Here is a 20,770-nt window from a genome sequence, read left to right as displayed (position 1 = left end):
AGGGAGACGAACACCATGGCCGGCAGCCACAAGCTCGCGAAGTTCACCTGGGACGATGCCTATCTGCTCGACGAGCAGCTGAACGAGGACGAGCGGCTGATCCGCGACACCGCCCGCGCCTATGCGCAGGAGAAGCTCGCTCCCCGCGTCACGGAAGCCTATCTCGACGAGAAGACCGATCGCTCGATCTTCAACGAAATGGGTGAGCTTGGCCTGCTCGGCGTCACCGTCCCCGAGGAGTACGGCTGCGCCGGCGCCAACTATGTCTCCTACGGGCTCGTTGCCCGCGAGGTCGAACGCATCGACTCCGGCTATCGCTCGATGATGTCGGTGCAGTCCTCGCTCGTGATGTACCCGATCTATGCCTATGGCAGCGAAGAGCAGCGCAAGAAGTACCTGCCCAAGCTCGGCTCGGGCGAATGGGTCGGCTGCTTCGGCCTGACCGAGCCGGATGCCGGCTCCGATCCCGGCGGCATGAAGACCCGCGCCGAGAAGGTCGCTGACGGCTACAAGCTGACGGGATCGAAGATGTGGATCTCGAACTCGCCGATCGCCGACGTCTTCGTCGTCTGGGCGAAGTCAGCCGCGCATGACAACCAGATCCGCGGCTTCATCCTCGACAAGGGCATGAAGGGTCTCTCGGCGCCGAAGATCGGCGGCAAGCTTTCGCTCCGCGCCTCGATCACCGGCGAGGTCGTCATGGACGGCGTCATCGTGCCGGAAGAGAACCTGCTGCCGAACGTTTCGGGCCTGTCGGGCCCGTTCGGCTGCCTCAACCGCGCCCGCTACGGCATTTCGTGGGGCGTGATGGGTGCCGCCGAGGACTGCTTCCATCGCGCGCGCCAGTATGGGCTCGACCGCAAGCAGTTCAACAAGCCGCTCGCCCAGACGCAGCTCTACCAGAAGAAGCTCGCGGACATGCTGACCGAGATCACGCTCGGCCTGCAGGGCTCGCTCCGCGTCGGGCGCCTGCTCGACGATGGCAAGATGGCCCCGGAGATGATCAGCCTCGTCAAGCGCAACAATTGCGGCAAGGCGCTCGACATTGCCCGCCAGGCTCGCGACATGCATGGCGGCAACGGCATCCAGATCGAGTATCAGGTGATGCGCCATGCCGCGAACCTCGAGACGGTGAACACCTATGAGGGCACGCATGACGTCCACGCGCTGATCCTCGGCCGGGCGATCACCGGCCTGCAGGCGTTCTTCTGAGCGCCGTCAGCCGTCATGCCCGGGCTTGACCCGGGCATCTCGTCCCACGCGAACCTCCCCGGAGATGGTCGGGTTCAGCCCGACCATGACGCCCGAGCCGAACCCGCCATGACGACCTCTCCCCTCGCCGGCCTGCGCGTCCTCGAACTGGCGCGCATCCTCGCAGGTCCCTGGATCGGCCAGCTCCTGGCCGATCTCGGCGCCGATGTCGTCAAGGTCGAGGCGCCCGAGGGCGACGACACCCGCAAATGGGGCCCGCCCTTCGTCGAGGGCACCGGCGACGAGCATCTCTCCGCCGCCTATTTCCACGCGGCCAATCGCGGCAAGCGCTCGATCACCGCTGATTTCCGTACCCCGGAAGGTCAGGCGCTGGTCCGGCGTCTCGCCGCGCATGCCGACGTCGTGATCGAGAACTTCAAGGTCGGCGGCCTCTCGAAATACGGGCTCGACGCGGCCTCGCTGCGCAAGGAATTCCCGCGCCTGGTCTATTGCTCGGTCACCGGCTTCGGGCAGGACGGCCCCTACGCGCCGCGCGCCGGCTACGACTTCCTCGTCCAGGGCATGGGCGGCGCGATGTCGATCACCGGCGAGCCAGCGGGCGCGCCGATGAAGGCGGGCTATGCCGTCGCGGACATCTATACCGGGCTCTACGCCACGGTCGGCATCCTCTCGGCCCTGCGCCAGCGCGATACCATCGGCGAAGGCGCGACGCTCGATCTCGCCTTGCTCGACTCGCAGGTCGCGGTGCTCGGCAACCAGGCGATGAACTATCTGGTCGGCGGCAATCCGCCACCGCGCCTCGGCAACGCGCATCCGAACATCGTGCCCTATGACGTGTTCCCGGTCGCGGACGGCCATATCATCATCGCGACCGGCAATGACGGGCAGTGGCGCAAGCTCTGCGAGGTGCTGGGCGAGCCGGCTCTGGCCGACGACCCCGACTATCTCGACAATAAATCACGGGTGAAGAACCGCGTCGCGCTGACGGCCAAACTGCATCTGCTTTGCCAGCGCTACGCCAAGCTCGACCTGCTGGCCGCGCTGGAGAAGGTCGGCGTGCCGGCCGGCCCGATCAACGATATCGGCGAGGTCTTCGCCGACCCGCAGGTGATCGCGCGCGGCGTCAGGGTCGACCTGCCGAGCGCAGCCGCCAAGGCGGGTAGCATTCCGACCGTCGCCTCGCCGATCGTCATGAACGGCGTGCGGCAGGTGGCGGGGCGTCCGAGCCCGCGGCTCGGCGAACATGCCGACGACATCTTGAACGACCCGGCCTGGGGAGGGCCGCATCATGGCTAATCGCACTGGCGGGCAAATCCTCGTCGACCAGCTTCTGATCCACGGCGCCACCGACGCCTTCTGCGTGCCGGGCGAGAGCTATCTCGCCGTGCTCGACGCGCTGCACGACGCCTCGATGAAGGTCACCATCTGCCGCGCCGAAGGCGGCGCCTGCATGATGGCGGAAGCGGCCGGCAAGCTCACCGGCAAGCCCGGCATCTGCTTCGTGACGCGCGGTCCCGGCGCCACCAACGCCTCGCCCGGCATCCATATCGCCGACCAGGACTCGACCCCGCTGATCCTCTTCGTCGGCCAGATCGACGGCAGCATGCGCGAGCGCGAGGCCTTCCAGGAGCTCGACTACCGCGCCGTCTTCGGCACGATGACCAAGTGGGCGACCGAGATCGACGATGCCGCGCGCATCCCGGAGATCATCAGCCGCGCCTTCCATGTCGCGACTTCCGGCCGTCCTGGCCCGGTCGTGATCGCGCTGCCCGAGGACGTGCTGACCGATCTCGCGGATGTCGCCGACGCCGAGCCCTATCAGGTCACCGAGCAGCACCCCGCCCCGGCGCAGATGGCCGATCTCGCCAAGCGCTTTGCGGCTGCCAAGTCGCCGGTCGCGATCCTCGGCGGCTCGCGCTGGAGCCCGGAGGCGATCGCCGACTTCCAGGCCTTTGCCGAGCGTTTCGATCTGCCGGTCGCGGTCTCGTTCCGCCGGCAGATGCTGTTCCCGGCTGATCATCCGAACTTCGCCGGCGATCTCGGCATCGGCCCGAACCCGAAGCTGCTCGCCCGCATCAAGGAGAGCGACCTCGTCCTGCTGGTCGGCGGGCGCCTCTCTGAGATGCCGAGCCAGTCCTACACCCTGTTCGGCATTCCCAATCCGGGCCGGCCGCTGGTGCATGTCCATGCCGATCCGGAAGAGCTCGGCCGGGTCTACCGCCCGACGCTGGCGATCAACGCTTCGCCCGCCGGCTTCTGCGCCGCGCTCAAGACGATCGAGCCGCCCAAGGCTCCGGCCTGGAAGGGCGCCGGCGCTGCCGCGCATGAAGCCTATATCGCCTGGAGCGAGCAGCCGGCGCCCGTGCCCGGCGAGTTCCATCCCGGCGAGATGGTGCGCTGGCTGCGCAGCCAGCTCCCTGACGATGCCATCATGTGCAATGGCGCCGGCAATTACGCGACCTGGGTGCATCGTTTCCACCGCTTCAACAAGTTCGCGACGCAGCTCGCCCCGACCTGCGGCTCGATGGGCTATGGCGTGCCGGCCGCGATCGGCGCCAAGCGGATGTTCCCTGACAGAACGGTGATTGCCTTCGCCGGCGACGGCTGCTTCCTGATGAACGGCCAGGATTTCGCGACGGCCGTGCAATACGACCTGCCCGTCATCGTCATCGTGGTCGATAACGGCATGTACGGCACGATCCGCATGCATCAGGAGCGCGAATATCCCGGCCGCGTCTCGGCGACGACGCTGAAGAACCCGGACTTCGCCGCCTATGCCAAGGCTTTCGGCGGCCATGGCGAGCGGGTCGAGAAGACCTCGGAGTTCGCGCCTGCCTTCGAGCGCGCGGTGAAGAGCGGCAAGCCCGCAATCATCCACTGCCTGCTCGATCCCGAGGCGATCACCCCGGCCAAGTCGCTCTCGACGATCCGGGCCGAGGCTTTCGCGGCCCAGAAGAAAGACTAAGAACGGCCGAACCACATCCGCTGCATCAGCCCGTCCCTCAGGACGAACTGGTGCAGAAGGGCCGCGCCGGCATGGATGAAGGCGAGCGCGGCCATGATGTCGAACAGCGTCGCATGCGCCCGCAGCATCGCGTCATAGATGGCCTGATCCGGGCCGATCGGATGCGGCACGGAAAATAGTCCGAAGAACAGCGTCGGGACCTGGATCGGCGCCGCGGCCGCCATCAGGAAGCCGGTGACCGGCAGTGCCAACAGGCAGAGGTAGAGTCCGCCCTGCACTGTCGCGGCCGCGATCCGCTGCCAACCCGGCATCGTGACCGGCCAGGGCGCCGGCAGCAGGAGCCGGGCGGCAAGGCGCAACAGGACGAGCCCGGCGAGCGTCAAGCCGAAGGATTTGTGCCACTGGTAGAGCGCGAAGCGGGAAAGCAGATCGCGCGCCTCGTCGCCCATCAGGCGAGACAGCCCGTATTGCACGGCAATCAGCACCACCGTCAGCCAATGCAGCAGGACGAAAAGCGGATGCCATGAGCGGGAGCGCATCGCCGGCCATCCTAGCGCGAGATCACGCCCTTGATGTCGATCTCGACCTGATCGTCGACGATGTTGACCTCACGGCCGATCGCGAACGCAGCCCGCGAGAAACTCGCGCTGGCATGGAAGGGCAAAGTGCCGCCCGCGCGTATGCCGGCCGGATCGCTCTCGGCGACGGCGATGACCGTGACGGGCTGCGACGCGCCCCGGATGGTGAGTTGGCCCGTGATCGAGAGGCTGCGCTCGCCGGTGCGCGCCACCTGCTGGGAGACGAAGCTGGCGACCGGATAATGCGCGACGTCGAGCATCGTCTGACCCTTGATGAAGCCGTCGACGAGGTCGGCGCCTGTATGCAGGGAGGCGGTCTGGATCGTCATCCTGATCCGGCTGCGCTCCGGCCGGTCGAAATCGAGCGCGAAGGTGCCGTCGACAGCGCCGAAACGACCACTCGCCGTCTGGATACCGAAATGGCGGGCGACGAAGACGACCTCGCCCCCTTGCGAGAGGGACCAGTTATCCTGCGCAAAGGCCGAAGCGGAAAACGGCCCGAGAAGAGCCGCGGCAAGCAGCGCACGCATCATCATGGCATGGCTCCTCGGCAGCCGGATCACCGACATCCTAGGCCAAGATGCCCGGCGGCCGGCAGGGGCCGACACGCAGTTGTGAGGAAGCCCGTTTTCCGCGGGAAAGATTCTTAACCGCTTTCTTGAACCCGGATCGAACCTTTCGCGACCACTCGTCGTTGGTACGACGACGACGTGGAGGCGAGACGATGACGCGGGCTTGGATGATGCGGTGGGTGGTAGCCGTGGCGCTCGTCTTTTCGGCTGCGCCCAGCGCCCAGGCGGCCGGCCTGTTCGACGATCTCGCCCGCGCGCTGTTCGGCGGGGGGCCGCGCCTGCGGGCCTCCCCGATCTATGAATATGACGACGAGCCGCGCAGGCGGGCGCCGCGCGCCCGCGCGCCGGAGGTTTCCTCGAAACCCAAGCCGCCCGTCGTCCAGCTCGATCCCCAGACCGACCGGCAGTGGTATCTCAAGGATCCGACGCTCCGGCGCGGCGACATCGTCGTCACCGCCGGCGGCGTGCTGGTCTATCAGGGCCGCGATGCCGATGCCTCGCGCCCGGCCGATTTCGTCGCGCTCGGCGGCAAAGACGCGAAGGGCTGGAAGCAGCAATTGCAGACGGCGGCAGCCGGCGGGCGCGCCCGCTTCAGCGATCTCAGCACGCCGGCCAAGGCGGCCGTGACGGCCGAAGCGGCGGAGTAAGCCGCTTAGAAACTAGCGCGGCTTCACGCCATCGAAGGTCGAGCGGATCGTGCGCGCCAGCGCGATCGCCGCCCAGCCCTGGAAGATCAACTCGATCGCCAGGAAGGTGCCGAGCACCCACAAGCTCGACCCCGGCCATTGCGCCAGGATCATGCCGCCCAGAAGCAGGGACAGCACGCCCGAGAAGGCGACCCAGCCCCAGGCGGGCAACTCCCGGTTCTGGAAGGCCATGATGAGGCGCAGCACGCCGGTGGCGACCAAAGCCGCGCCGGCCAACAGCGTCAGCGAAGCCGTCGCTACCAGCGGATTGACGAAGGTCATCACGCCGACCGCGACATAGAGTACGCCGATCAGGATGTGCCAGAGGCGGCTTTTCCAACCCTGATGGCGGAACGCATCGATCAGCACGACGATGCCTCCAACGAAGATCATCGCGCCAAACCAGATCGCGCTGGCGAGACTGAGAAGCGCCACGGCGCCCAGCCCCAGCACGCCCAGAATGACGAGCACAATGCCCTCAGCCAGCAGCCAACCCGAATTGCGCCGAAGCGGGACGAGATGGGTGGCGAGCGAGGAGCCCGAGCGGGGCGCGGATTCTGCGGGGGTGGTCATGGCCGACTCCGGTTGGGCGGGCCGCAACAGCCGGGCGGCCTCGTCAGTGCAGGCCGCTATCAGAAGCCCGCACGCGAGCCGCGTCAATGATCTACCGCAACCTGTGCTTCAGTAGGTCGCGCGACCGCCCGAGAGGTCGAAGACCGCGCCGGTCGAGAAGCTGCAGCGCTCGCTCGCGAGCCAGGCGACGAGTTCCGCCAATTCATCGACCGTCCCGAGGCGCTTCAGCGGGCTCTTGCCGATCATGGCCGCAACCGTCTCGGGGCTCATCTGCTGAAGCAGATCCGTCTCGATCGCGGCCGGCGCGACGGCATTGACGAGCACGCCCGTGCCAGCCAGCTCCTTGCCATGCGCCTTGGTGAAGGCGATGACGCCGGCCTTGGCGGCGCTATAGGCGGAAAGCGTCGGCGTGCCTTCCTTGCCCGCGAGCGAGGCGATGTTGACGATGCGGCCGTAAGCGCGCGGCACCATCACATTCGCCACGGCCTGCGAGCAGAGAAAAGTACCGGTCAGGTTGATCGCCTGCACCTTCTGCCATTGTGCGAGCGGCGTCTCCGCCACTGGCGTGGACGGGCCGGTCAGGCCGGCATTGTTGACGAGCACGGCGATGGGGCCGTGCTCGCGTTCGGTTGCGGCCAGGGCCTGTGCGACGGAAGCCTCGTCCGAGACGTCGCAGGCGAGATGGCGACGGCCGGCCATTACGGGCGCGGCGATATCCCAGACGACGGCGGTCAGACCGTCCTGCTCCAGCCGATCGGCCACCGCGGCGCCGATGCCCTTGGCGCCACCGGTGACGACGGCGATCCGCCGTTCCGCCATGGCCGGCTCAGCCGAGCTTTGCGGCGACAAGCTTGCGCAGGCCGCGCAGGTCCTTGACGAAGCCGCGGATGCCTTCAGCCAGCTTCTCGGTCGCCATCGCGTCCTCGTTCATGGCGAAGCGGAAGGCCTTCTCGTCGTAACCCAGCTTCTTGGCGACGCCTCCCTCCATCTGCGGCGACGAGGCCGGCGAGAGGCGCCGCGGAAGATCGCCGGTTGCGGCGGCGAGCTCGTCGAGCAGGCCCGGCCCGATGGTCAGGCGGTCGCAGCCGGCCAGCGCCTCGATCTCGCCGGTATTGCGGAAGGAGGCGCCCATCACGACCGTCTTGATGCCGAAGGCCTTGTAATAGGCATAGATGCTCTTCACCGAGACGACGCCGGGATCGGTCTCGGCCGTGTAGGGGCCGCCGCCGGCCTTGACGTGCCAGTCCAGGATACGACCGACGAAGGGCGAGATCAGGAAAGCGTTGGCCTCGGCCGCCGCGACCGCCTGCGGCAGCGCGAAGAGCAGGGTCAGGTTGCAGTCGATGCCCTCGCCCTGCAGCACCTTGGCGGCCTGCAGGCCCTCCCAGGTCGAGGCGATCTTGATGAGGATGCGGTCCTTCTCGACGCCGCGCTCCTTATAGGCGGCGATGACGGCACGCGCCTTCGCGATGGTCGCGTCCGTGTCGAAGGAGAGATCGGCGTCGACCTCGGTCGAGACGCGGCCGGGGACGATCTTGGTCAGCTCTGCGCCGAAGCTCACGGCGAGGCGGTCACAGACGGCATGGACGGCCTTCTCACCGCTGCCCTGCTTCTTGCCCCAGCCGATCGCCTCGTCGACGAGATGCGCATAAGCCGGCGTCTCCACCGCCTTGAGGATCAGGGTCGGGTTCGTAGTGCAGTCGACGGGCTTCAGCCGGCGCACGGCCTCGATGTCGCCGGTGTCGGCGACGACGGTGGTCATCCGGCGGAGCTGGTCGAGCTTGGAGGCGGTCATCGGTCTATCCTCGGCAATTCTTCTTGTCGTAACGCATTCAATGTGGCGCCTGTTCGCTTTCATTGCGAGAGCGATCGAGCAGCCCTGCCATGCGCCTCAGTTCCCGTCATGGTCGGCCTTGTGCCGACCATCCACGTCTTTACCGGCTGGAGTTCGTGGTCAAGACGTGGATGCTCGCCACAAGGGCGAGCATGACGGTGATGGAGAAGGCGGGCCGTCGCCTGCCTCAGCTCTTCACCGCGCCGGAGGTCAGGCCACCGACCATGTTCTTGCGGAACAGATAATAGATCACCGCCGGCGGGATGGCATAGAGCAGACCCGCCGCCATCAGCAGGTTCCAGGGCGCGTCGTCGGCCGAGAGGAAGAGGCCAAGCCCGACAGCAAGCGGCACCGCCTGCTCCGAGGAGAGCAGCAGGAAGGCATAGAGATACTCGTTCCAGGCGAGCAGCATCGCGTAGATGCCGATCACCACCATCGAGGGCTTCATCAGCGGCAGATAGACCAGCCGGAAGAGCTGGATCGAGGTCGCGCCATCCATCACCGCGGCCTCGTCGAGCTCCTTCGGCAATTTGTCGGAAGCCTGCTTCAGCACCCAGATCGCATAGGGCGAAGCGAGCGCAACCATCGCGAGGATCAGCGAGGCCTGGGTATTCAGCAGGCCGTAGGAGCCCATCGCCTTGTACATGGGGATGGCAAGGAAGGCGGCCGGGATCAGATAGGTCGCCAGCGCCAGGTTCATCATCGTGCGCCCGCCCCTGACCTTGAGCCGCGCGATGGCGAAGGCCGCGAAGGTGGCGACGAACAGCGTGATCAGCCCCGTCGCGATCGCGATGAAGAAGCTGTTGAACATCTGCCGCCAGAAATTGTGCAGGTAGTAGTGCTGCTGGGCGAAGACGATCTGGAAGTTCTGCAGCGTCGGCTGATCGGGCCAGAGCTTGCCGGCCAGCATCGATTCCTGGTTGGAGATCGACAGCACGAACAGGTGGTAGATCGGCAGCAGCGTCCAGACCAGGACGGGGATCGCGATCAGCAGCAGCTTGCCTTCGTCGAGGAGCTTTCTCATGCGTCGGGCCCCTTCGACAGGCGCTTTACCATCACGAAGACCATCGGCAGGATCAGCGGCATGGCGACGATGATCGAAGCGATGCCGAGATCGAGATTGTTGTTGCGCATGTAGCGGATGCCGAGCGTCGCCAGGACATGGTTGAGGTCGCCCGGCCCGCCGCCGGTCAGCAGGTAGACGCTGTTGAAGTCGCCCAGAGTCCAGATCATCGAAAGCATCGTCGAGGTGACGTAGAGCGTCGCCAGCGAGGGCCAGGTGATGAACCGGAACTGCTGCCAGCGATTGGCGCCGTCGACGCTGGCGGCCTCATAGAGGTCCTGCGCGATCGCGAGCCGGCCGGTGATCAGGATCAGCGTCCAGAACGGCAGCGACTTCCAGATATGGACGAAGATCGAGGAGATGAAGGCGAGCGTCGGGTCGGTCAGCCAGCCCGGCCCCTCCATGATGCCGAACCACTGGAAGAGCTGCTGGTTCACCATGCCGTTCTCGGGATTCAGCATCACCCGGAAGGACAGGATGGTCGGGATCGACGGCACCGCCCAGGGCAGGATGAACAGCACCAGCACGATGCGGATCCAGGGCCGCTGCTGGATGAAGAAGCCGGAGAGAGCGAGCGCGATCAGGAATTTCAGGTTCACCGCCACGAACAGGAAGATGACGGTGTTGACGACGGTGCGCAGGAAGATCGGGTCGGCGAAGAGCGCCCGGTAGGAATTCCAGTTAAGGCCGAGCCAGAGGCCATAGGCCACCGGGTAGACCACCATGACGGCGAAGACGAGGACGTAAGGGGCCAGCATGATGGCGCCCCACATCGCGCGGTCGCGCGTGAAGCCTGAGGTATCCTCGCGCGGTGCCGCAAGCGGCGCTGTCATGACGGCTGAGCTCATGGACTCTCCGTAGAATTGTCACCCTGTGAAAGATACGCCGCGGCAAGGATTGCCGCGGCGGGTCGTCGACGCAAGCGGAACGACGGCGAGCGTCAGCCGGCGATCTGCTTGATGCGGGCGATCATCTCGTCCACGGCCTGCTCGGCCGGGATCTTGTCCTGGACGACGCGGTTCACCGCCTTGGCCCAGACGTTCTCGGCATTCACGGTCGTGAAATTGTAGTTGTAGACGAACTGGAACGGCACGGTGCCGTCCTTGTACTGCTTGTAGACGACCGCGCGATGCGGGTCCTTGCCGTCGGACCAGAACGGCGCCTCGATCGCCTTCAGAGTCGTCGGCACCCAGCGCCCGGCCGAGCCCTCGACGAAGGGCCGCAGGTTCTCGTCCTTCATGAAGAAGGCCATGAACTCCTTGGCGCGCTTCTTGTTCTTGGCATCGGCGAAGATCACTGCGGTCTTCACGGCGGCGAGGTTGGTCATCTTGCTGCCGTCCGCCTTGAGCGGGAACTCGGCGGTGCGGATGTTGTCCTCGTAGTTCTTCTTGGCCGTCGCCCGCTGCTCGGCGGTGAGCGCCTGGTTGCTCATGTCGTCCATGTGCTTGCCGGCGATCGAGATCGTGGCGTTGTGCGTGGCGACAGTCGTGCGGTTGTGGAAGGCGACGTTGTTGTCGGGGTCGAGCCAGTTCACCGAGGAGGGCGGGGTGCAGCCGCGCTGGAAGATGTTGGCATAGGACTTCACCGCCTCGACCATCGCCTTCTTGTTGGCGGGCTGGTCGAGCACGATCTTGCCGTTCTCGTCGACGACCTGGGCGTTATAGGCGTTGGCGAAGGTCAGGAACGAGTAGAAGGTGTCGGACGCCGCGATGCCCATCGGGTGGCCGATGCCGTAAACGCGCTTGCCCTTGGCGCGCATCGCGCCCTGGACCTTGTCGCACCAGAAATCCCAGTAGCCGTTCCAGGTCTTCGGGATGTCGGCCTCCTTGAAGCCGGCCTCCTCCAGCATGTCCTTCCAGTAGGTGATATGCATCATCTGCTGCTCGACCGGGAAGGCATAGTATGACTTCTTGCCGGTCTTGCCGTTCATCAGGAAGGTGGTCGAGACCGCCATCGGCTGGAACTCGGCCTTCATCGGCTCGATCACGTCCGAGACGTCCTCGAGCTTGCCGTCATAGGCCCATTTGCCGGTGGTACGGAAATCATAAGTCGTGCAGAAGCCGACATCCGGCGGCGTGCCGGCATCGACCGCGCCGACCGATTTCGTGACGCAATCCTCGGTCGCGTAGAGCGAAAGCTCGACCTTGACGCCCGTCGCCTTCTGGAATTTGTCGACGACCGCCAGCAGCGCGTCGTCCTCGCCCTTGTAGAAGCCCTTGGTGAACCAGGCCGTCAACGTCTCCTGCGCCATCGCGGCGCCGGACCAGCCCGCGACAACAGCCGCGACAGCCGTTCCCATGGCGAAATGCCGTACAAGCTTCATCCGATATCCTCCCATTTAAACCGTTTTAAAGCGACCTTATGGTCGTCTTGCCGCGACCCTAATCGAAAAGCCCCGCCCGAAACAAGCCGGGTGAGTCCCGCTAAATAGTATTTCTAATTCCAGAGTGCGCAACCGGTCCGCAGCGTGGAAACCGGGGACCGTTTCATGGAACTGTCATCTGCCGGGACTACCGGCAGCGCCATCTCGCAGACGCGATCAAGAGATGGAGTTCGACATGCAGCGCAAGGCCCTGAGCGCCTTCATCATCGCGGCCGGCCTCGCGGCCGCGCCGCAGGCTTTCGCCATCGAAGGCAGGCTGGTGCTCTATACCAGCCAGCCCAATACCGACGCCCAGCAGACCATCGACGCCTTCAAGGCGAAATACCCGAAGGTCGAGGTCTCATTCGTTCGTGACGGCACGCCGCGCGTGATGGCGAAGCTCAAGGCCGAGTTCGAGGCCGGCGCCCCGCAGGCCGACGGGCTCCTCATCGCCGATGCCGTGACCATGGAAGGGCTGAAGAAGGACGGGCGCCTGCTCACCCATGACAAGGCCGACCTCACCGCCTATCCGGCCGGTATCCACGACCCGCAGAAGATGTGGTTCGCGACCAAGCTGATCACCACCGGCATCGTCTACAATACCAAGGCGGCGATGAAGCCCACGAGCTGGACGGACCTCGTCAAGCCGGAGGCGAAGAACCAGCTGGCGATGCCGAGCCCGTTGAACTCGGGCGCCGCGCTGATCCACACGATCACCTTGACCAGCAATCTGAAGGACGCCTGGGGCTTCTATGAGAAACTGAAGGAGAACGGCACGCTCGCGGCCGGCGCCAATGGCGACATCCTGCGCCAGGTCGCGACCGGCGAGAAGCTCTACGGCATGATCGTCGACTTCATGCCGATCCGCGAGAAGGCCAAGGGCGCGCCGGTCGAGTTCGTCTTCCCGAGCGAGGGCGTCTCCGCCGTCAGCGAGCCGGTGGCGATCCTGAAGAGCAGCAAGAACCCGGAAGCCGCCAAGGCCTTCATCGACTTCCTGCTGTCGAAGGAGGGCCAGGAGCTGGCGCTGAAACAAGGCTATGTCGCGGCGCATCCGGATGTCGCCCTGCCGGCCGGCTATCCCGCCCGCAGCGCGATCAAGCTGATGGCCTTCGACGCCGCCAAGGCGCTTGCCGACGAGACCGCCGCCCGCAAGCGCTTCGGTTCGATCTTCGAGTGATGACGGCTTCGCTGCCGCGGTGGCTGGCGCGATGACGCTGGCCATCGCCCGAAACGGCCAGCGGGAGCCCGCGATCGCGGCCCCGCCGGCTCCACGTTTGCGCCTCCCTGAAGGCTGGGGCCTGCCTGCGCTCGTCGTCGCGGCCGCGCTGCTGCTTGGCGGCCTGCCCTTCTTCAGGCTGGTGCTGGCGGCCTTCGCGCCCGGCTGGCAGTTCGCGCCGGGGGAAGCCTTCGCCGAGATGACGAGCCGCGCGGCTGTCACAGCGACCTGGCATACGCTGGAGACGGCCTCGCTCTCGGCGCTCGGCGCGCTCCTCGTCGGCGGCATCGTCGCGCTGGCGCTCGGCGTCACCGATGTCAGGGGCAAACGCCCCCTCGCCTTCGCCTTCGTCTTTTCGATGATGATCGCGCCGCAGGTGGCCGCGCTGGCCTTTCTCAGCCTGCTGGCGCCGAACTCGCCGATCCTGTCGCTGATCGGGTTCGCGCCGCCGCCGGGTACGCCGAACCCGCTGATCGGGCGCGGCGGCATCATCCTCGTCATGGCGCTGCATCATGCGCCGCTCGTCGCGATCACGCTCTGGACCGGCCTGCGCAGCATCCCGCAATCGCTGGTCGAAGCCGCGCAGATGGAAGGGGCAGCGCCTGCAACCATCACCGCCCGGATCGTCATACCCGTGCTGCGACCGCAGATCATCGCTGCCGGGCTCATCGCCTTCGTCGCGGGCGTCGGCAATTTCGGCATTCCGGCCCTGCTCGGCCTGCCGGTGAACTACCTGACGCTGCCGACGCTGATCTACCGCCGGCTGTCGAGCTTCGGCCCGGCGAGACGGCGGCGCTGGCCGTGCTCGTCGGCATCGTCGCAGCGCTTGGCATCGTCCCGGCCGCGCTCGCCGCCCGCAACCAGCGCGGCAAGGTCGAGATCGAGCGGCCACTGGAACCGTATTGGCTGCTCGGCCCGGTCCGCCCCTTCATTGCCGCCGGCCTCTGGCTGCTGCTGACACTGAAGCTCGGCCTGCCGTTGCTCGCGTTGTTGAGCGAGGCGCTGACGCCAGCGCTCGGCGTCGCTCTCTCCTGGCAGACTCTGACTTTCGACAAGTTCACGGAAGTTCTGTTCCGGCAGGCGGTGACCATGCGCGCCTTCCGCAATTCGCTCATCTTCGCCGGCAGCGCCGCGCTGATCCTCGCCATCCTCGCGATCGTTTTCGCCTATGGGCTGGAAAGGCGGCTCGGCAAGTTCAGGCGTGCCGTCGAGCTGATGATCGAACTGCCCTATGCCCTGCCCGGCATCGTGCTCGCCATCGCCTGCATCCTGATCTTCCTGAAGCCGCTGCCGCTGGTCGGCGTCAGCATCTACGGCACGCCCTTCATCATCCTCTTCGCCTATCTCGCGCGCTTCCTGCCGCTGGCGCTGAAGGCGCCGGTCGCAGCGATGGCCCAGATCGAGGCGCATCACGAGGATGCGGCGAAGCTCGACGGCGCCGGCCTCACGCAGATGCTGCGGTTCATCGTCGCGCCGATCCTGGCGCCGGCTGCCGCCGTCTCGGCGCTGATGGTCTTCCTCGTCGCCTTCAACGAGTTGACGGTCTCGGCCCTGCTCTGGTCCTCGGGCACCGAGACGCTCGGCGTCGTGCTGTTCAGCCTGAAGGAGGCCGGGCTTGCCGGCGAAGCTGCCGCTGTGGCGATCAGCGCCTGCGCCATCATCCTTGCCGTGATGCTGACGCTCGACCTGATCGGCAGGAACCGACAGCACAACATCCTGCCCTGGAGGATCTGAGGCATGCCCGCTCTCACCGCTGTGGCGTCGTGATCGCAGCGGCTTTGAGCCACCCTTGTCATTCCGGGGCGCGTCACAGGCGCGAACCCGGAACCCACGACCGGGTAAGACATCTATGCCGCGTTGCCCGCGACGCACCCAGTCGAGGGTTCCGGGTTCTTCGCTGCGCGAAGCCCCGGAATGACAAGCGTGGTTGTGAACACGAAAGACTCGGCGATTGTCCCTGCACAGGCCGTCAAAGCGCAGCTGTTGCCCCAACAGATGTGACGGAAAATTAAACTTGGGGGCACCCTAGATGGAGCATGGGTGCCCATCAGACATTACAGGCCAGGCCGGAGCCCGTGCCGGACGACCGCCAGATTCTCGTCATCGAGGATTCACGAACCTTCTCGCTAGCGCTGCGGCAACTTCTCCAGGCCGAGACCGGACTGCCCGTCACGACCTGCGCGTCGCTGAAAGAGGTCAGCGACCTCATCATCGCGGCGCCCGGGGCCTACGCGATCGCCGTGGTCGACCTCAACCTGCCGGATGCTCCGCGCGGCGAGGCGCTCGACTGGACCGTGTCGCACGGCATCCCCTCGGTCGTCTTCACCGCGACCTTCGATCTCGCCACGCGCGGCCGGATCATGGAGCGGGAGGTGATCGACTACGTCCTGAAGGACAATGAATTCGCGCTTCCCAACATTGTCGGCACGGTCAAGCGGGCGTTGAACAACCGCAACACCCGCATCCTCGTCGTCGACGACACCCGCACCACCCGCAAGGTGCTCGCGCGGATGCTGTCGATCCAGCAATATGCCGTGGTCGAAGCCGGTTCCGGGCAGGAAGCGCTGGCGATGCTGGAGAGCAATCCCGACATCCAGCTCGTGGTCAGCGACTACTACATGCCCGACATGGACGGGTTCGAGCTGGCTCGGCGCATCCGCCGCCAGCGTCCGGACGTGCGCGTCCTCGGCATCTCCTCCTCGACCGATCGCCAGACCTCGGCCGGCTTCCTCAAGGCCGGCGCGCATGATTTCGTCTCGCGCCCCTTCGTGCTGGAGGAGCTGCAATGCCGCATCGCCTCCAATGTCGAGGTCCTCGACCAACTCAGGCAATTGCAGGACCTTGCGGCGCGCGATTTCCTCACCGGCCTGTTCAACCGCCGCCATTTCTTCGCCCGTGGCCGGCAGCTCGTCGGCGAAGCGCGCGATATGGGCCTCCCGGTCTCGATCGCCATTCTCGACATCGACCATTTCAAGCGCCTCAACGACCGCTACGGCCATGACGGCGGCGACCAGGCACTGACGGCGGTTGCGAGGACGCTGAGCATCATGGCCGAGCGCGGCTTCAACCTGCTCGCCCGCATCGGCGGCGAGGAATTCGCCATCATCTTCCCGGGCGCCGATCTCGCCGAGGCCGAGCGCCTGTGCGAAGGCATCCGGACGGCCATCACCGGCGCGCCGCTGACCATCGAGGGAGAAATCCTGCCGCTCACGGTCTCGATCGGCGTCGCTTCGATCGGCCCCGGCGATGCGCTCGAAGCTGCCCTCGGGCTGGCCGACCAGGCGCTCTACACAGCCAAGCAGGACGGGCGCGACAAGGTCCGCACCGCTGTCGCCTGAGGCTATTCCGCTGCGATGCGCGAATCGGGCCTGTGCTCGCCCATCAGCAGGGCACGCGACGCCTTCACCTCGCGGACGACGAAGTCGACGATGGCGCGGACCCGCGCGACATCCTTCAGGTCGGCATGGACCAAGAGCCAGAAGGAGCGCGTGATCGAGACCGTCTCGGGCAGGACGGGCACGAGCCGCCTCTCTCCTTCCGCCATGAAGTGATGGATCACGCCGATGCCGGCACCGGCGGCGACGGCATTCATCTGGGCGATGACGCTCGAGCTCTGGACATGGGCGCGCAGGCCCTTGGCAACCTCGTCGAGATAGTCGAGCTCGGGCGAGAAGATCAGGTCGTCGATATAACCGATGATGCGATGCTCGAAGAGGTCCTCCGGCTTGGTCACCGGCGGCATCGTGGCGAGGTATTCCGGCGAGGCGTAAAGCCCGAGACGGTAGTCGGAGAGCTTGCGGGCGACGACCTTGCCTTCCTTGGGCGGAGCCAGCGTAATCGCGACATCGGCCTCCCGCTTCGAGAGCGAGAGCAGCCGCGGCATGGCGATGAGCTGGATCTCGAGGCCCGGATAGGATTTCGCGAACAGGGCCAGGCGGGGCGCGAGGAACGAGGTGCCGAGACCATCCGGCGCGCCGATCCTGACCGTGCCCGACAGCGCCATGTCGGCGCCGCCGATATCGCTCTGGATCGCGAGCGCCTCGGTCTCCATGCTTTCCGCCTTGGCGAGCAGGCGCTCGCCATGAGCGGTCAGCATGTAGCCCTGCGGGCGGCGCTCGAAGAGCTTGGCCTTCAGCGCCTCCTCCAGCGAGGTGATGCGGCGCGAGACGGTGGCATGATCGGCGCCGAGGCGGCGCGCCGCCGCGGTCAGCCGCCCGGAACGCGCGACGGCAAGGAAAAAGCGGAGGTCGTCCCAGTCGAAGCGCTCCAAGGTCCTCTCCCCGTATTTGTGTTTTCGCACGGCCGACGTTTCACTCTCGCTATAGCCGTGCATAAACGAGAATGGTAGGGAGGATGCGGGATCATCGCACCATCAGTTCGTAGGGAGGGCGCCATGCGTCAGGTTGGACATTTCATCGGCGGCAAGCATGTCGCGGGCACTTCGGGTCGCACGGCCGACATCTACCAGCCGATGGACGGCACGATCATCGGCAAGGTGGCGCTGGCCTCGACGGCCGAGCTCGACGCCGCCGTCCGGAACGCCGCCGAGGCGCAGCCGAAATGGGCCGCCGTCAATCCGCAGCGCCGCGCCCGCGTGCTGATGAAGTTCATCGACCTGATCGCGCAGAACAACGACGCGCTCGCCGAACTGCTCGCCCGCGAGCACGGCAAGACCATTCCCGATGCCAAGGGCGACATCCAGCGCGGCGTCGAGGTCCTGGAATATTCGCTCGGCATCCCGGGCCTGATGAAGGGCGAGTTCACCGACGGCGCCGGCCCCGGCATCGACATCTATTCGATGCGCCAGGCGCTCGGCGTCGTCGCCGGCATCACCCCGTTCAACTTCCCGGCGATGATCCCGCTCTGGAAACTCGGCCCCGCGATCGCCTGCGGCAATGCCTTCATCCTGAAGCCCTCCGAGCGCGACCCCGGCGTGCCGATGCGCTTCGCCGAACTGTTCATCGAGGCCGGCGGCCCTCCCGGCATCCTCAACGTCGTCAACGGCGACAAGGAAGCGGTCGACGCCATCCTCGACCATCCCGAGATCAAGGCCGTCGGCTTCGTCGGCTCGACCCCGATCGCGGAATACATCTACGCCCGCGGCTGCGCGGCCGGTAAGCGCGTGCAGTGCTTCGGCGGCGCCAAGAACCACATGATCATCATGCCGGACGCCGACATGGACCAGACCGTCGATGCGCTGATCGGCGCGGGCTACGGCTCGGCCGGCGAACGCTGCATGGCGATCTCGGTCGCCGTCCCGGTCGGCAAGGCCACCGCCGACGAACTGGTCAAGCGCCTGATCCCGCGCGTGGAGAGCCTGAAGATCGGCCCCTCGACCGATACCAGCGCCGATTACGGCCCGGTCGTGACCAAGGCGGCGATGGAAAAGATCAAGTCCTATGTCGATATCGGCGTGAAGGAAGGCGCCAAACTTCTGGTCGACGGCCGCGACTTCAAGATGCAGGGCTATGAGAACGGCTTCTATGTCGGCGGCTGCCTGTTCGACAACGTCACCAAGGACATGAGCATCTACAAGGACGAGATCTTCGGGCCGGTGCTCTCGGTGGTGCGCGCCGAGACCTATGACGAGGCGCTGAAGCTGACCAACGACAACGAATACGGCAACGGCACCGCGATCTTCACCCGCGACGGCGATGCGGCACGCGACTTCGCCTCGAAGGTCCAGGTCGGCATGGTCGGCATCAACCTGCCGATCCCGGTTCCGCTGGCCTATTACACCTTTGGCGGCTGGAAGCGCTCCGCCTTCGGCGACCTCAACCAGCACGGCCCGGACGCGATCCGCTTCTACACCAAGACCAAGACGGTGACGGCGCGCTGGCCGAGCGGTATCAAGGACGGTGCGAGCTTCGTCATCCCGACGATGAACTGAGGCGCCACCGACGGAGGAGGCCATGGAGCGACCGCTGCGCATCATCGCATCGTCGCTCGTCCTCCTCTGCGGTATTCTGCCCGTCCGCGCGACAGAACCGGTTGCAGACGCCGCAACTGGGGAAACGCTCTGCGACGCGGCTGCCGATGGATCCTTCCATACGGATGACGCACGGCTCGCCCGCTGCCGCCAGCTCTGGCAGCAGCGGGTCGAGGCGGCCCGGGCACGGAGCCAGGATTATCTCGAACGGGTGATCGAGGAGAGCCGGCTCAGGCGGGAGCGGGACGCAAGCCTGCCCCCACCTTCTCTCCCGCCCGTCACCGTCGAGACCTTCCTGAGCGGCGACCTCGCCTATGGCGATGTCGTCGTGACCGACAAGGGACCGCGCGTCTTCGTCGGCAAGGCCGGGGAACCGGCGACGGCCGCTGATTTCGTGGTCCTCGACGCGGCCCGGTCGCCACATCGCGGCCGCGCGCAGCCCTATGACGGTGCTTATCCGCAGCCCAAACGCCCTCAGGCCGCGCAGCCGCGGCCCGCCTTCCCAAGCCAGCAGGAGCGCCAGCCTTGAGCCCGTTTTCTCTGACCGAGGACCAGATCGCGATCCGCGACATGGCGCAGGACTTCGCCGCCGAGACATTGGCGCCCCATGCCGCGCGCTGGGACGAGGAGAAGCATTTCCCGGTCGAGGAGATGCGCGCCGCCGCCGCACTCGGCATGGGCGGCATTTATATCCGCGACGATGTCGGCGGCTCCGGCCTGACCCGGCTCGATGCGGCCCTGATCTTCGAGGCGCTCTCAACGGGCTGCCCGACGGTCGCGGCCTATATCTCGATCCACAACATGTGCGCCTGGATGATCGACCGCTACGGTTCGGACGAGCAGCGCCAGCGCTTCCTGCCGAAGCTCTGCACCATGGAGCATCTCGCCAGCTACTGCCTGACCGAGCCCGGCGCCGGCTCCGACGCCGCCGCGCTCAAGACGAAGGCGGTGCTCGACGGCGACCACTACGTCCTCGACGGGCAAAAGCAGTTCATCTCGGGCGCCGGAGTCTCCGACATCTATGTGGTGATGGCGCGCACCGGCGAGGCCGGCCCCTCGGGCATCTCGACCATCGTGGTCGAGAAGGACACGCCCGGCCTCTCCTTCGGCGCCAACGAGAAGAAGATGGGCTGGAACGCCCAGCCGACGCGCGCCGTGATCTTCGAGAACTGCCGCGTGCCGGTGGCGAACCGGCTCGGCCCGGAGGGAATCGGCTTCAAGATCGCGATGGCCGGGCTCGATGGCGGCCGGCTCAATATCGGCGCCTGCTCGCTCGGCGGCGCGCAAGGCGCGCTGGACCGATCCCTCGCCTATGCCAAGGAGCGCAAGGCCTTCGGCTCGGCCATCGCCGATTTCCAGGCGCTGCAGTTCAAGCTTGCCGACATGGCGACCGAGCTGGAAGCGGCCCGCAGCCTGCTCTGGCGCGCGGCGGCGGCACTCGACGCCAAGACACCGGATGCGACCAAGCTCTGCGCCATGGCCAAGCGCATCGCCACCGATACCGGCTTCGAGGTCGCCAACCACGCCCTGCAGATTCATGGTGGTTACGGTTATCTCGCCGATTACGGCATCGAGAAGATCGTCCGGGATCTCCGCGTCCACCAGATCCTCGAAGGCACCAACGAGGTGATGCGGATGATCGTGGCGCGCGGGCTGGTCGGCCGGTCCAAGGGAAACTGACGCCGGCGGCGTCATCCCGGACGCCGCAAGGCGATCCGGGATCGTAAGACGAGAAAGCGCTTTTTTCTGATGACGATCCCGGGTCTGCTCTGCGAGCAGC

Annotated in this window: 20 protein-coding genes; 11 read left to right on the top strand and 9 right to left on the bottom strand. The window is 66.3% G+C overall.

Annotation, left to right across the window (positions count from 1 at the left end):
- The first annotated feature begins 15 nt into the window (after nucleotides 1–15).
- The 3 genes from ACWIEX_RS03835 (at nucleotide 16) to ACWIEX_RS03825 (ending at nucleotide 4,177) form a co-directional block, all read left to right on the top strand.
- Nucleotides 16–1,212: an acyl-CoA dehydrogenase gene (locus tag ACWIEX_RS03835; RefSeq protein ID WP_454031800.1), complete on the top strand. Its 1,197-nt coding sequence runs from the start codon at nucleotides 16–18 to the stop codon at nucleotides 1,210–1,212.
- A gap of 108 nt (nucleotides 1,213–1,320) precedes the next feature.
- The gene (locus ACWIEX_RS03830; protein ID WP_454031799.1) at nucleotides 1,321–2,508 is read left to right on the top strand and encodes a CaiB/BaiF CoA transferase family protein; all 1,188 of its coding nucleotides are present in this window, start codon (nucleotides 1,321–1,323) and stop codon (nucleotides 2,506–2,508) included.
- On the top strand, nucleotides 2,501–4,177 hold the full coding sequence (locus tag ACWIEX_RS03825; RefSeq protein ID WP_454031798.1) for a thiamine pyrophosphate-binding protein: 1,677 nt from the start codon (nucleotides 2,501–2,503) through the stop codon (nucleotides 4,175–4,177). Before ACWIEX_RS03830 ends, ACWIEX_RS03825 begins: the two co-directional genes overlap by 8 nt.
- Here ACWIEX_RS03825 and ACWIEX_RS03820 read toward each other — a convergent pair.
- A complete protein-coding gene (locus ACWIEX_RS03820; RefSeq protein WP_454031797.1) occupies nucleotides 4,174–4,716 on the bottom strand; it encodes a cytochrome b in 543 nt (180 codons plus the stop codon). The genes ACWIEX_RS03825 and ACWIEX_RS03820 overlap by 4 nt on opposite strands.
- A gap of 11 nt (nucleotides 4,717–4,727) precedes the next feature.
- Nucleotides 4,728–5,291, bottom strand: coding sequence for a YceI family protein (locus ACWIEX_RS03815; RefSeq protein WP_454031796.1), 564 nt, complete (start codon nucleotides 5,289–5,291; stop codon nucleotides 4,728–4,730).
- A gap of 188 nt (nucleotides 5,292–5,479) precedes the next feature.
- On the opposite strand from ACWIEX_RS03815, the gene ACWIEX_RS03810 reads away from it, so the two are divergent.
- Nucleotides 5,480–5,974, top strand: coding sequence for a hypothetical protein (locus tag ACWIEX_RS03810; protein WP_454031795.1), 495 nt, complete (start codon nucleotides 5,480–5,482; stop codon nucleotides 5,972–5,974).
- Between the two features lie 12 nt (nucleotides 5,975–5,986).
- Here ACWIEX_RS03810 and ACWIEX_RS03805 read toward each other — a convergent pair whose 3' ends face one another.
- The 6 genes from ACWIEX_RS03805 to ACWIEX_RS03780 all read right to left on the bottom strand — a co-directional run bounded on the left by ACWIEX_RS03805 (nucleotide 5,987) and on the right by ACWIEX_RS03780 (nucleotide 11,806).
- Complete coding sequence (locus tag ACWIEX_RS03805) at nucleotides 5,987–6,586, bottom strand: HdeD family acid-resistance protein (RefSeq protein WP_454031794.1); 600 nt, start codon at nucleotides 6,584–6,586, stop codon at nucleotides 5,987–5,989.
- 108 nt (nucleotides 6,587–6,694) lie between these two features.
- Nucleotides 6,695–7,405 carry an SDR family NAD(P)-dependent oxidoreductase gene (locus ACWIEX_RS03800; RefSeq protein WP_454031793.1) on the bottom strand — a complete coding sequence of 237 codons (711 nt, stop codon included), beginning with the start codon at nucleotides 7,403–7,405 and terminating at the stop codon, nucleotides 6,695–6,697.
- Nucleotides 7,406–7,412: 7 nt separating this feature from the next.
- Entirely contained in the window at nucleotides 7,413–8,381 is a 969-nt protein-coding gene (tal, locus tag ACWIEX_RS03795) for a transaldolase (protein ID WP_454031792.1), read from the bottom strand.
- Nucleotides 8,382–8,607: 226 nt separating this feature from the next.
- The gene (locus tag ACWIEX_RS03790) at nucleotides 8,608–9,444 is read right to left on the bottom strand and encodes a carbohydrate ABC transporter permease (RefSeq protein WP_454031791.1); all 837 of its coding nucleotides are present in this window, start codon (nucleotides 9,442–9,444) and stop codon (nucleotides 8,608–8,610) included.
- The gene (locus tag ACWIEX_RS03785; RefSeq protein WP_454033456.1) at nucleotides 9,441–10,316 is read right to left on the bottom strand and encodes a carbohydrate ABC transporter permease; all 876 of its coding nucleotides are present in this window, start codon (nucleotides 10,314–10,316) and stop codon (nucleotides 9,441–9,443) included. Before ACWIEX_RS03785 ends, ACWIEX_RS03790 begins: the two co-directional genes overlap by 4 nt.
- A gap of 107 nt (nucleotides 10,317–10,423) precedes the next feature.
- The gene (locus ACWIEX_RS03780) at nucleotides 10,424–11,806 is read right to left on the bottom strand and encodes an ABC transporter substrate-binding protein (protein WP_454031790.1); all 1,383 of its coding nucleotides are present in this window, start codon (nucleotides 11,804–11,806) and stop codon (nucleotides 10,424–10,426) included.
- 235 nt (nucleotides 11,807–12,041) lie between these two features.
- Between ACWIEX_RS03780 and ACWIEX_RS03775 the strand changes: the two genes are divergently transcribed.
- From ACWIEX_RS03775 to ACWIEX_RS03760, 4 genes are all read left to right on the top strand, one after another.
- Nucleotides 12,042–13,022 (top strand): ABC transporter substrate-binding protein, encoded by a 981-nt coding sequence (locus ACWIEX_RS03775; protein WP_454031789.1) that lies wholly within the window; start codon nucleotides 12,042–12,044, stop codon nucleotides 13,020–13,022.
- A 97-nt stretch (nucleotides 13,023–13,119) separates the two neighbouring features.
- A complete protein-coding gene (locus tag ACWIEX_RS03770; protein ID WP_454031788.1) occupies nucleotides 13,120–14,019 on the top strand; it encodes an ABC transporter permease in 900 nt (299 codons plus the stop codon).
- A 131-nt stretch (nucleotides 14,020–14,150) separates the two neighbouring features.
- Nucleotides 14,151–14,795, top strand: a complete 645-nt coding sequence (locus ACWIEX_RS03765) for an ABC transporter permease (protein ID WP_454033455.1) — start codon at nucleotides 14,151–14,153, stop codon at nucleotides 14,793–14,795.
- 302 nt (nucleotides 14,796–15,097) lie between these two features.
- Entirely contained in the window at nucleotides 15,098–16,399 is a 1,302-nt protein-coding gene (locus ACWIEX_RS03760; RefSeq protein ID WP_454031787.1) for a GGDEF domain-containing response regulator, read from the top strand.
- Between the two features lie 2 nt (nucleotides 16,400–16,401).
- On the opposite strand, the gene ACWIEX_RS03755 is transcribed toward ACWIEX_RS03760, so the two are convergent.
- Nucleotides 16,402–17,331, bottom strand: a complete 930-nt coding sequence (locus ACWIEX_RS03755; RefSeq protein WP_454031786.1) for a LysR family transcriptional regulator — start codon at nucleotides 17,329–17,331, stop codon at nucleotides 16,402–16,404.
- A 123-nt stretch (nucleotides 17,332–17,454) separates the two neighbouring features.
- On the opposite strand from ACWIEX_RS03755, the gene ACWIEX_RS03750 reads away from it, so the two are divergent.
- Genes ACWIEX_RS03750 through ACWIEX_RS03740 form a run of 3 tightly spaced genes read left to right on the top strand, consistent with a single transcriptional unit; the run spans nucleotide 17,455 to nucleotide 20,670 of the window.
- A complete protein-coding gene (locus ACWIEX_RS03750) occupies nucleotides 17,455–18,951 on the top strand; it encodes a CoA-acylating methylmalonate-semialdehyde dehydrogenase (protein WP_454031785.1) in 1,497 nt (498 codons plus the stop codon).
- 22 nt (nucleotides 18,952–18,973) lie between these two features.
- Complete coding sequence (locus ACWIEX_RS03745; protein WP_454031784.1) at nucleotides 18,974–19,519, top strand: hypothetical protein; 546 nt, start codon at nucleotides 18,974–18,976, stop codon at nucleotides 19,517–19,519.
- Nucleotides 19,516–20,670, top strand: a complete 1,155-nt coding sequence (locus tag ACWIEX_RS03740; protein WP_293810108.1) for an isobutyryl-CoA dehydrogenase — start codon at nucleotides 19,516–19,518, stop codon at nucleotides 20,668–20,670. Before ACWIEX_RS03745 ends, ACWIEX_RS03740 begins: the two co-directional genes overlap by 4 nt.
- Nucleotides 20,671–20,770 lie beyond the last annotated feature (100 nt).

It is taken from the genome of Allobosea sp. NPDC055353 (assembly GCF_053644975.1).
Note: the sequence above shows the minus strand (reverse complement) of the source record. Positions and strands in the feature narration are given on the sequence as shown.

Coding starts and splice junctions, on each gene's coding strand:
- ACWIEX_RS03825 (WP_454031798.1), top strand. CDS start 2,501: ATGGCTAATCGCACTGGCGGGCAAATCCTCGTCGACCAGCTTCTGATC.
- ACWIEX_RS03765 (WP_454033455.1), top strand. CDS start 14,151: ATGCGCGCCTTCCGCAATTCGCTCATCTTCGCCGGCAGCGCCGCGCTG.
- ACWIEX_RS03810 (WP_454031795.1), top strand. CDS start 5,480: ATGACGCGGGCTTGGATGATGCGGTGGGTGGTAGCCGTGGCGCTCGTC.
- ACWIEX_RS03750 (WP_454031785.1), top strand. CDS start 17,455: ATGCGTCAGGTTGGACATTTCATCGGCGGCAAGCATGTCGCGGGCACT.
- ACWIEX_RS03745 (WP_454031784.1), top strand. CDS start 18,974: ATGGAGCGACCGCTGCGCATCATCGCATCGTCGCTCGTCCTCCTCTGC.
- ACWIEX_RS03780 (WP_454031790.1), bottom strand. CDS start 11,806: ATGAAGCTTGTACGGCATTTCGCCATGGGAACGGCTGTCGCGGCTGTT.
- ACWIEX_RS03835 (WP_454031800.1), top strand. CDS start 16: ATGGCCGGCAGCCACAAGCTCGCGAAGTTCACCTGGGACGATGCCTAT.
- ACWIEX_RS03785 (WP_454033456.1), bottom strand. CDS start 10,316: ATGACAGCGCCGCTTGCGGCACCGCGCGAGGATACCTCAGGCTTCACG.
- ACWIEX_RS03775 (WP_454031789.1), top strand. CDS start 12,042: ATGCAGCGCAAGGCCCTGAGCGCCTTCATCATCGCGGCCGGCCTCGCG.
- ACWIEX_RS03805 (WP_454031794.1), bottom strand. CDS start 6,586: ATGACCACCCCCGCAGAATCCGCGCCCCGCTCGGGCTCCTCGCTCGCC.
- ACWIEX_RS03820 (WP_454031797.1), bottom strand. CDS start 4,716: ATGCGCTCCCGCTCATGGCATCCGCTTTTCGTCCTGCTGCATTGGCTG.
- ACWIEX_RS03815 (WP_454031796.1), bottom strand. CDS start 5,291: ATGATGATGCGTGCGCTGCTTGCCGCGGCTCTTCTCGGGCCGTTTTCC.
- ACWIEX_RS03760 (WP_454031787.1), top strand. CDS start 15,098: ATGGGTGCCCATCAGACATTACAGGCCAGGCCGGAGCCCGTGCCGGAC.
- tal (WP_454031792.1), bottom strand. CDS start 8,381: ATGACCGCCTCCAAGCTCGACCAGCTCCGCCGGATGACCACCGTCGTC.
- ACWIEX_RS03800 (WP_454031793.1), bottom strand. CDS start 7,405: ATGGCGGAACGGCGGATCGCCGTCGTCACCGGTGGCGCCAAGGGCATC.
- ACWIEX_RS03790 (WP_454031791.1), bottom strand. CDS start 9,444: ATGAGAAAGCTCCTCGACGAAGGCAAGCTGCTGCTGATCGCGATCCCC.
- ACWIEX_RS03830 (WP_454031799.1), top strand. CDS start 1,321: ATGACGACCTCTCCCCTCGCCGGCCTGCGCGTCCTCGAACTGGCGCGC.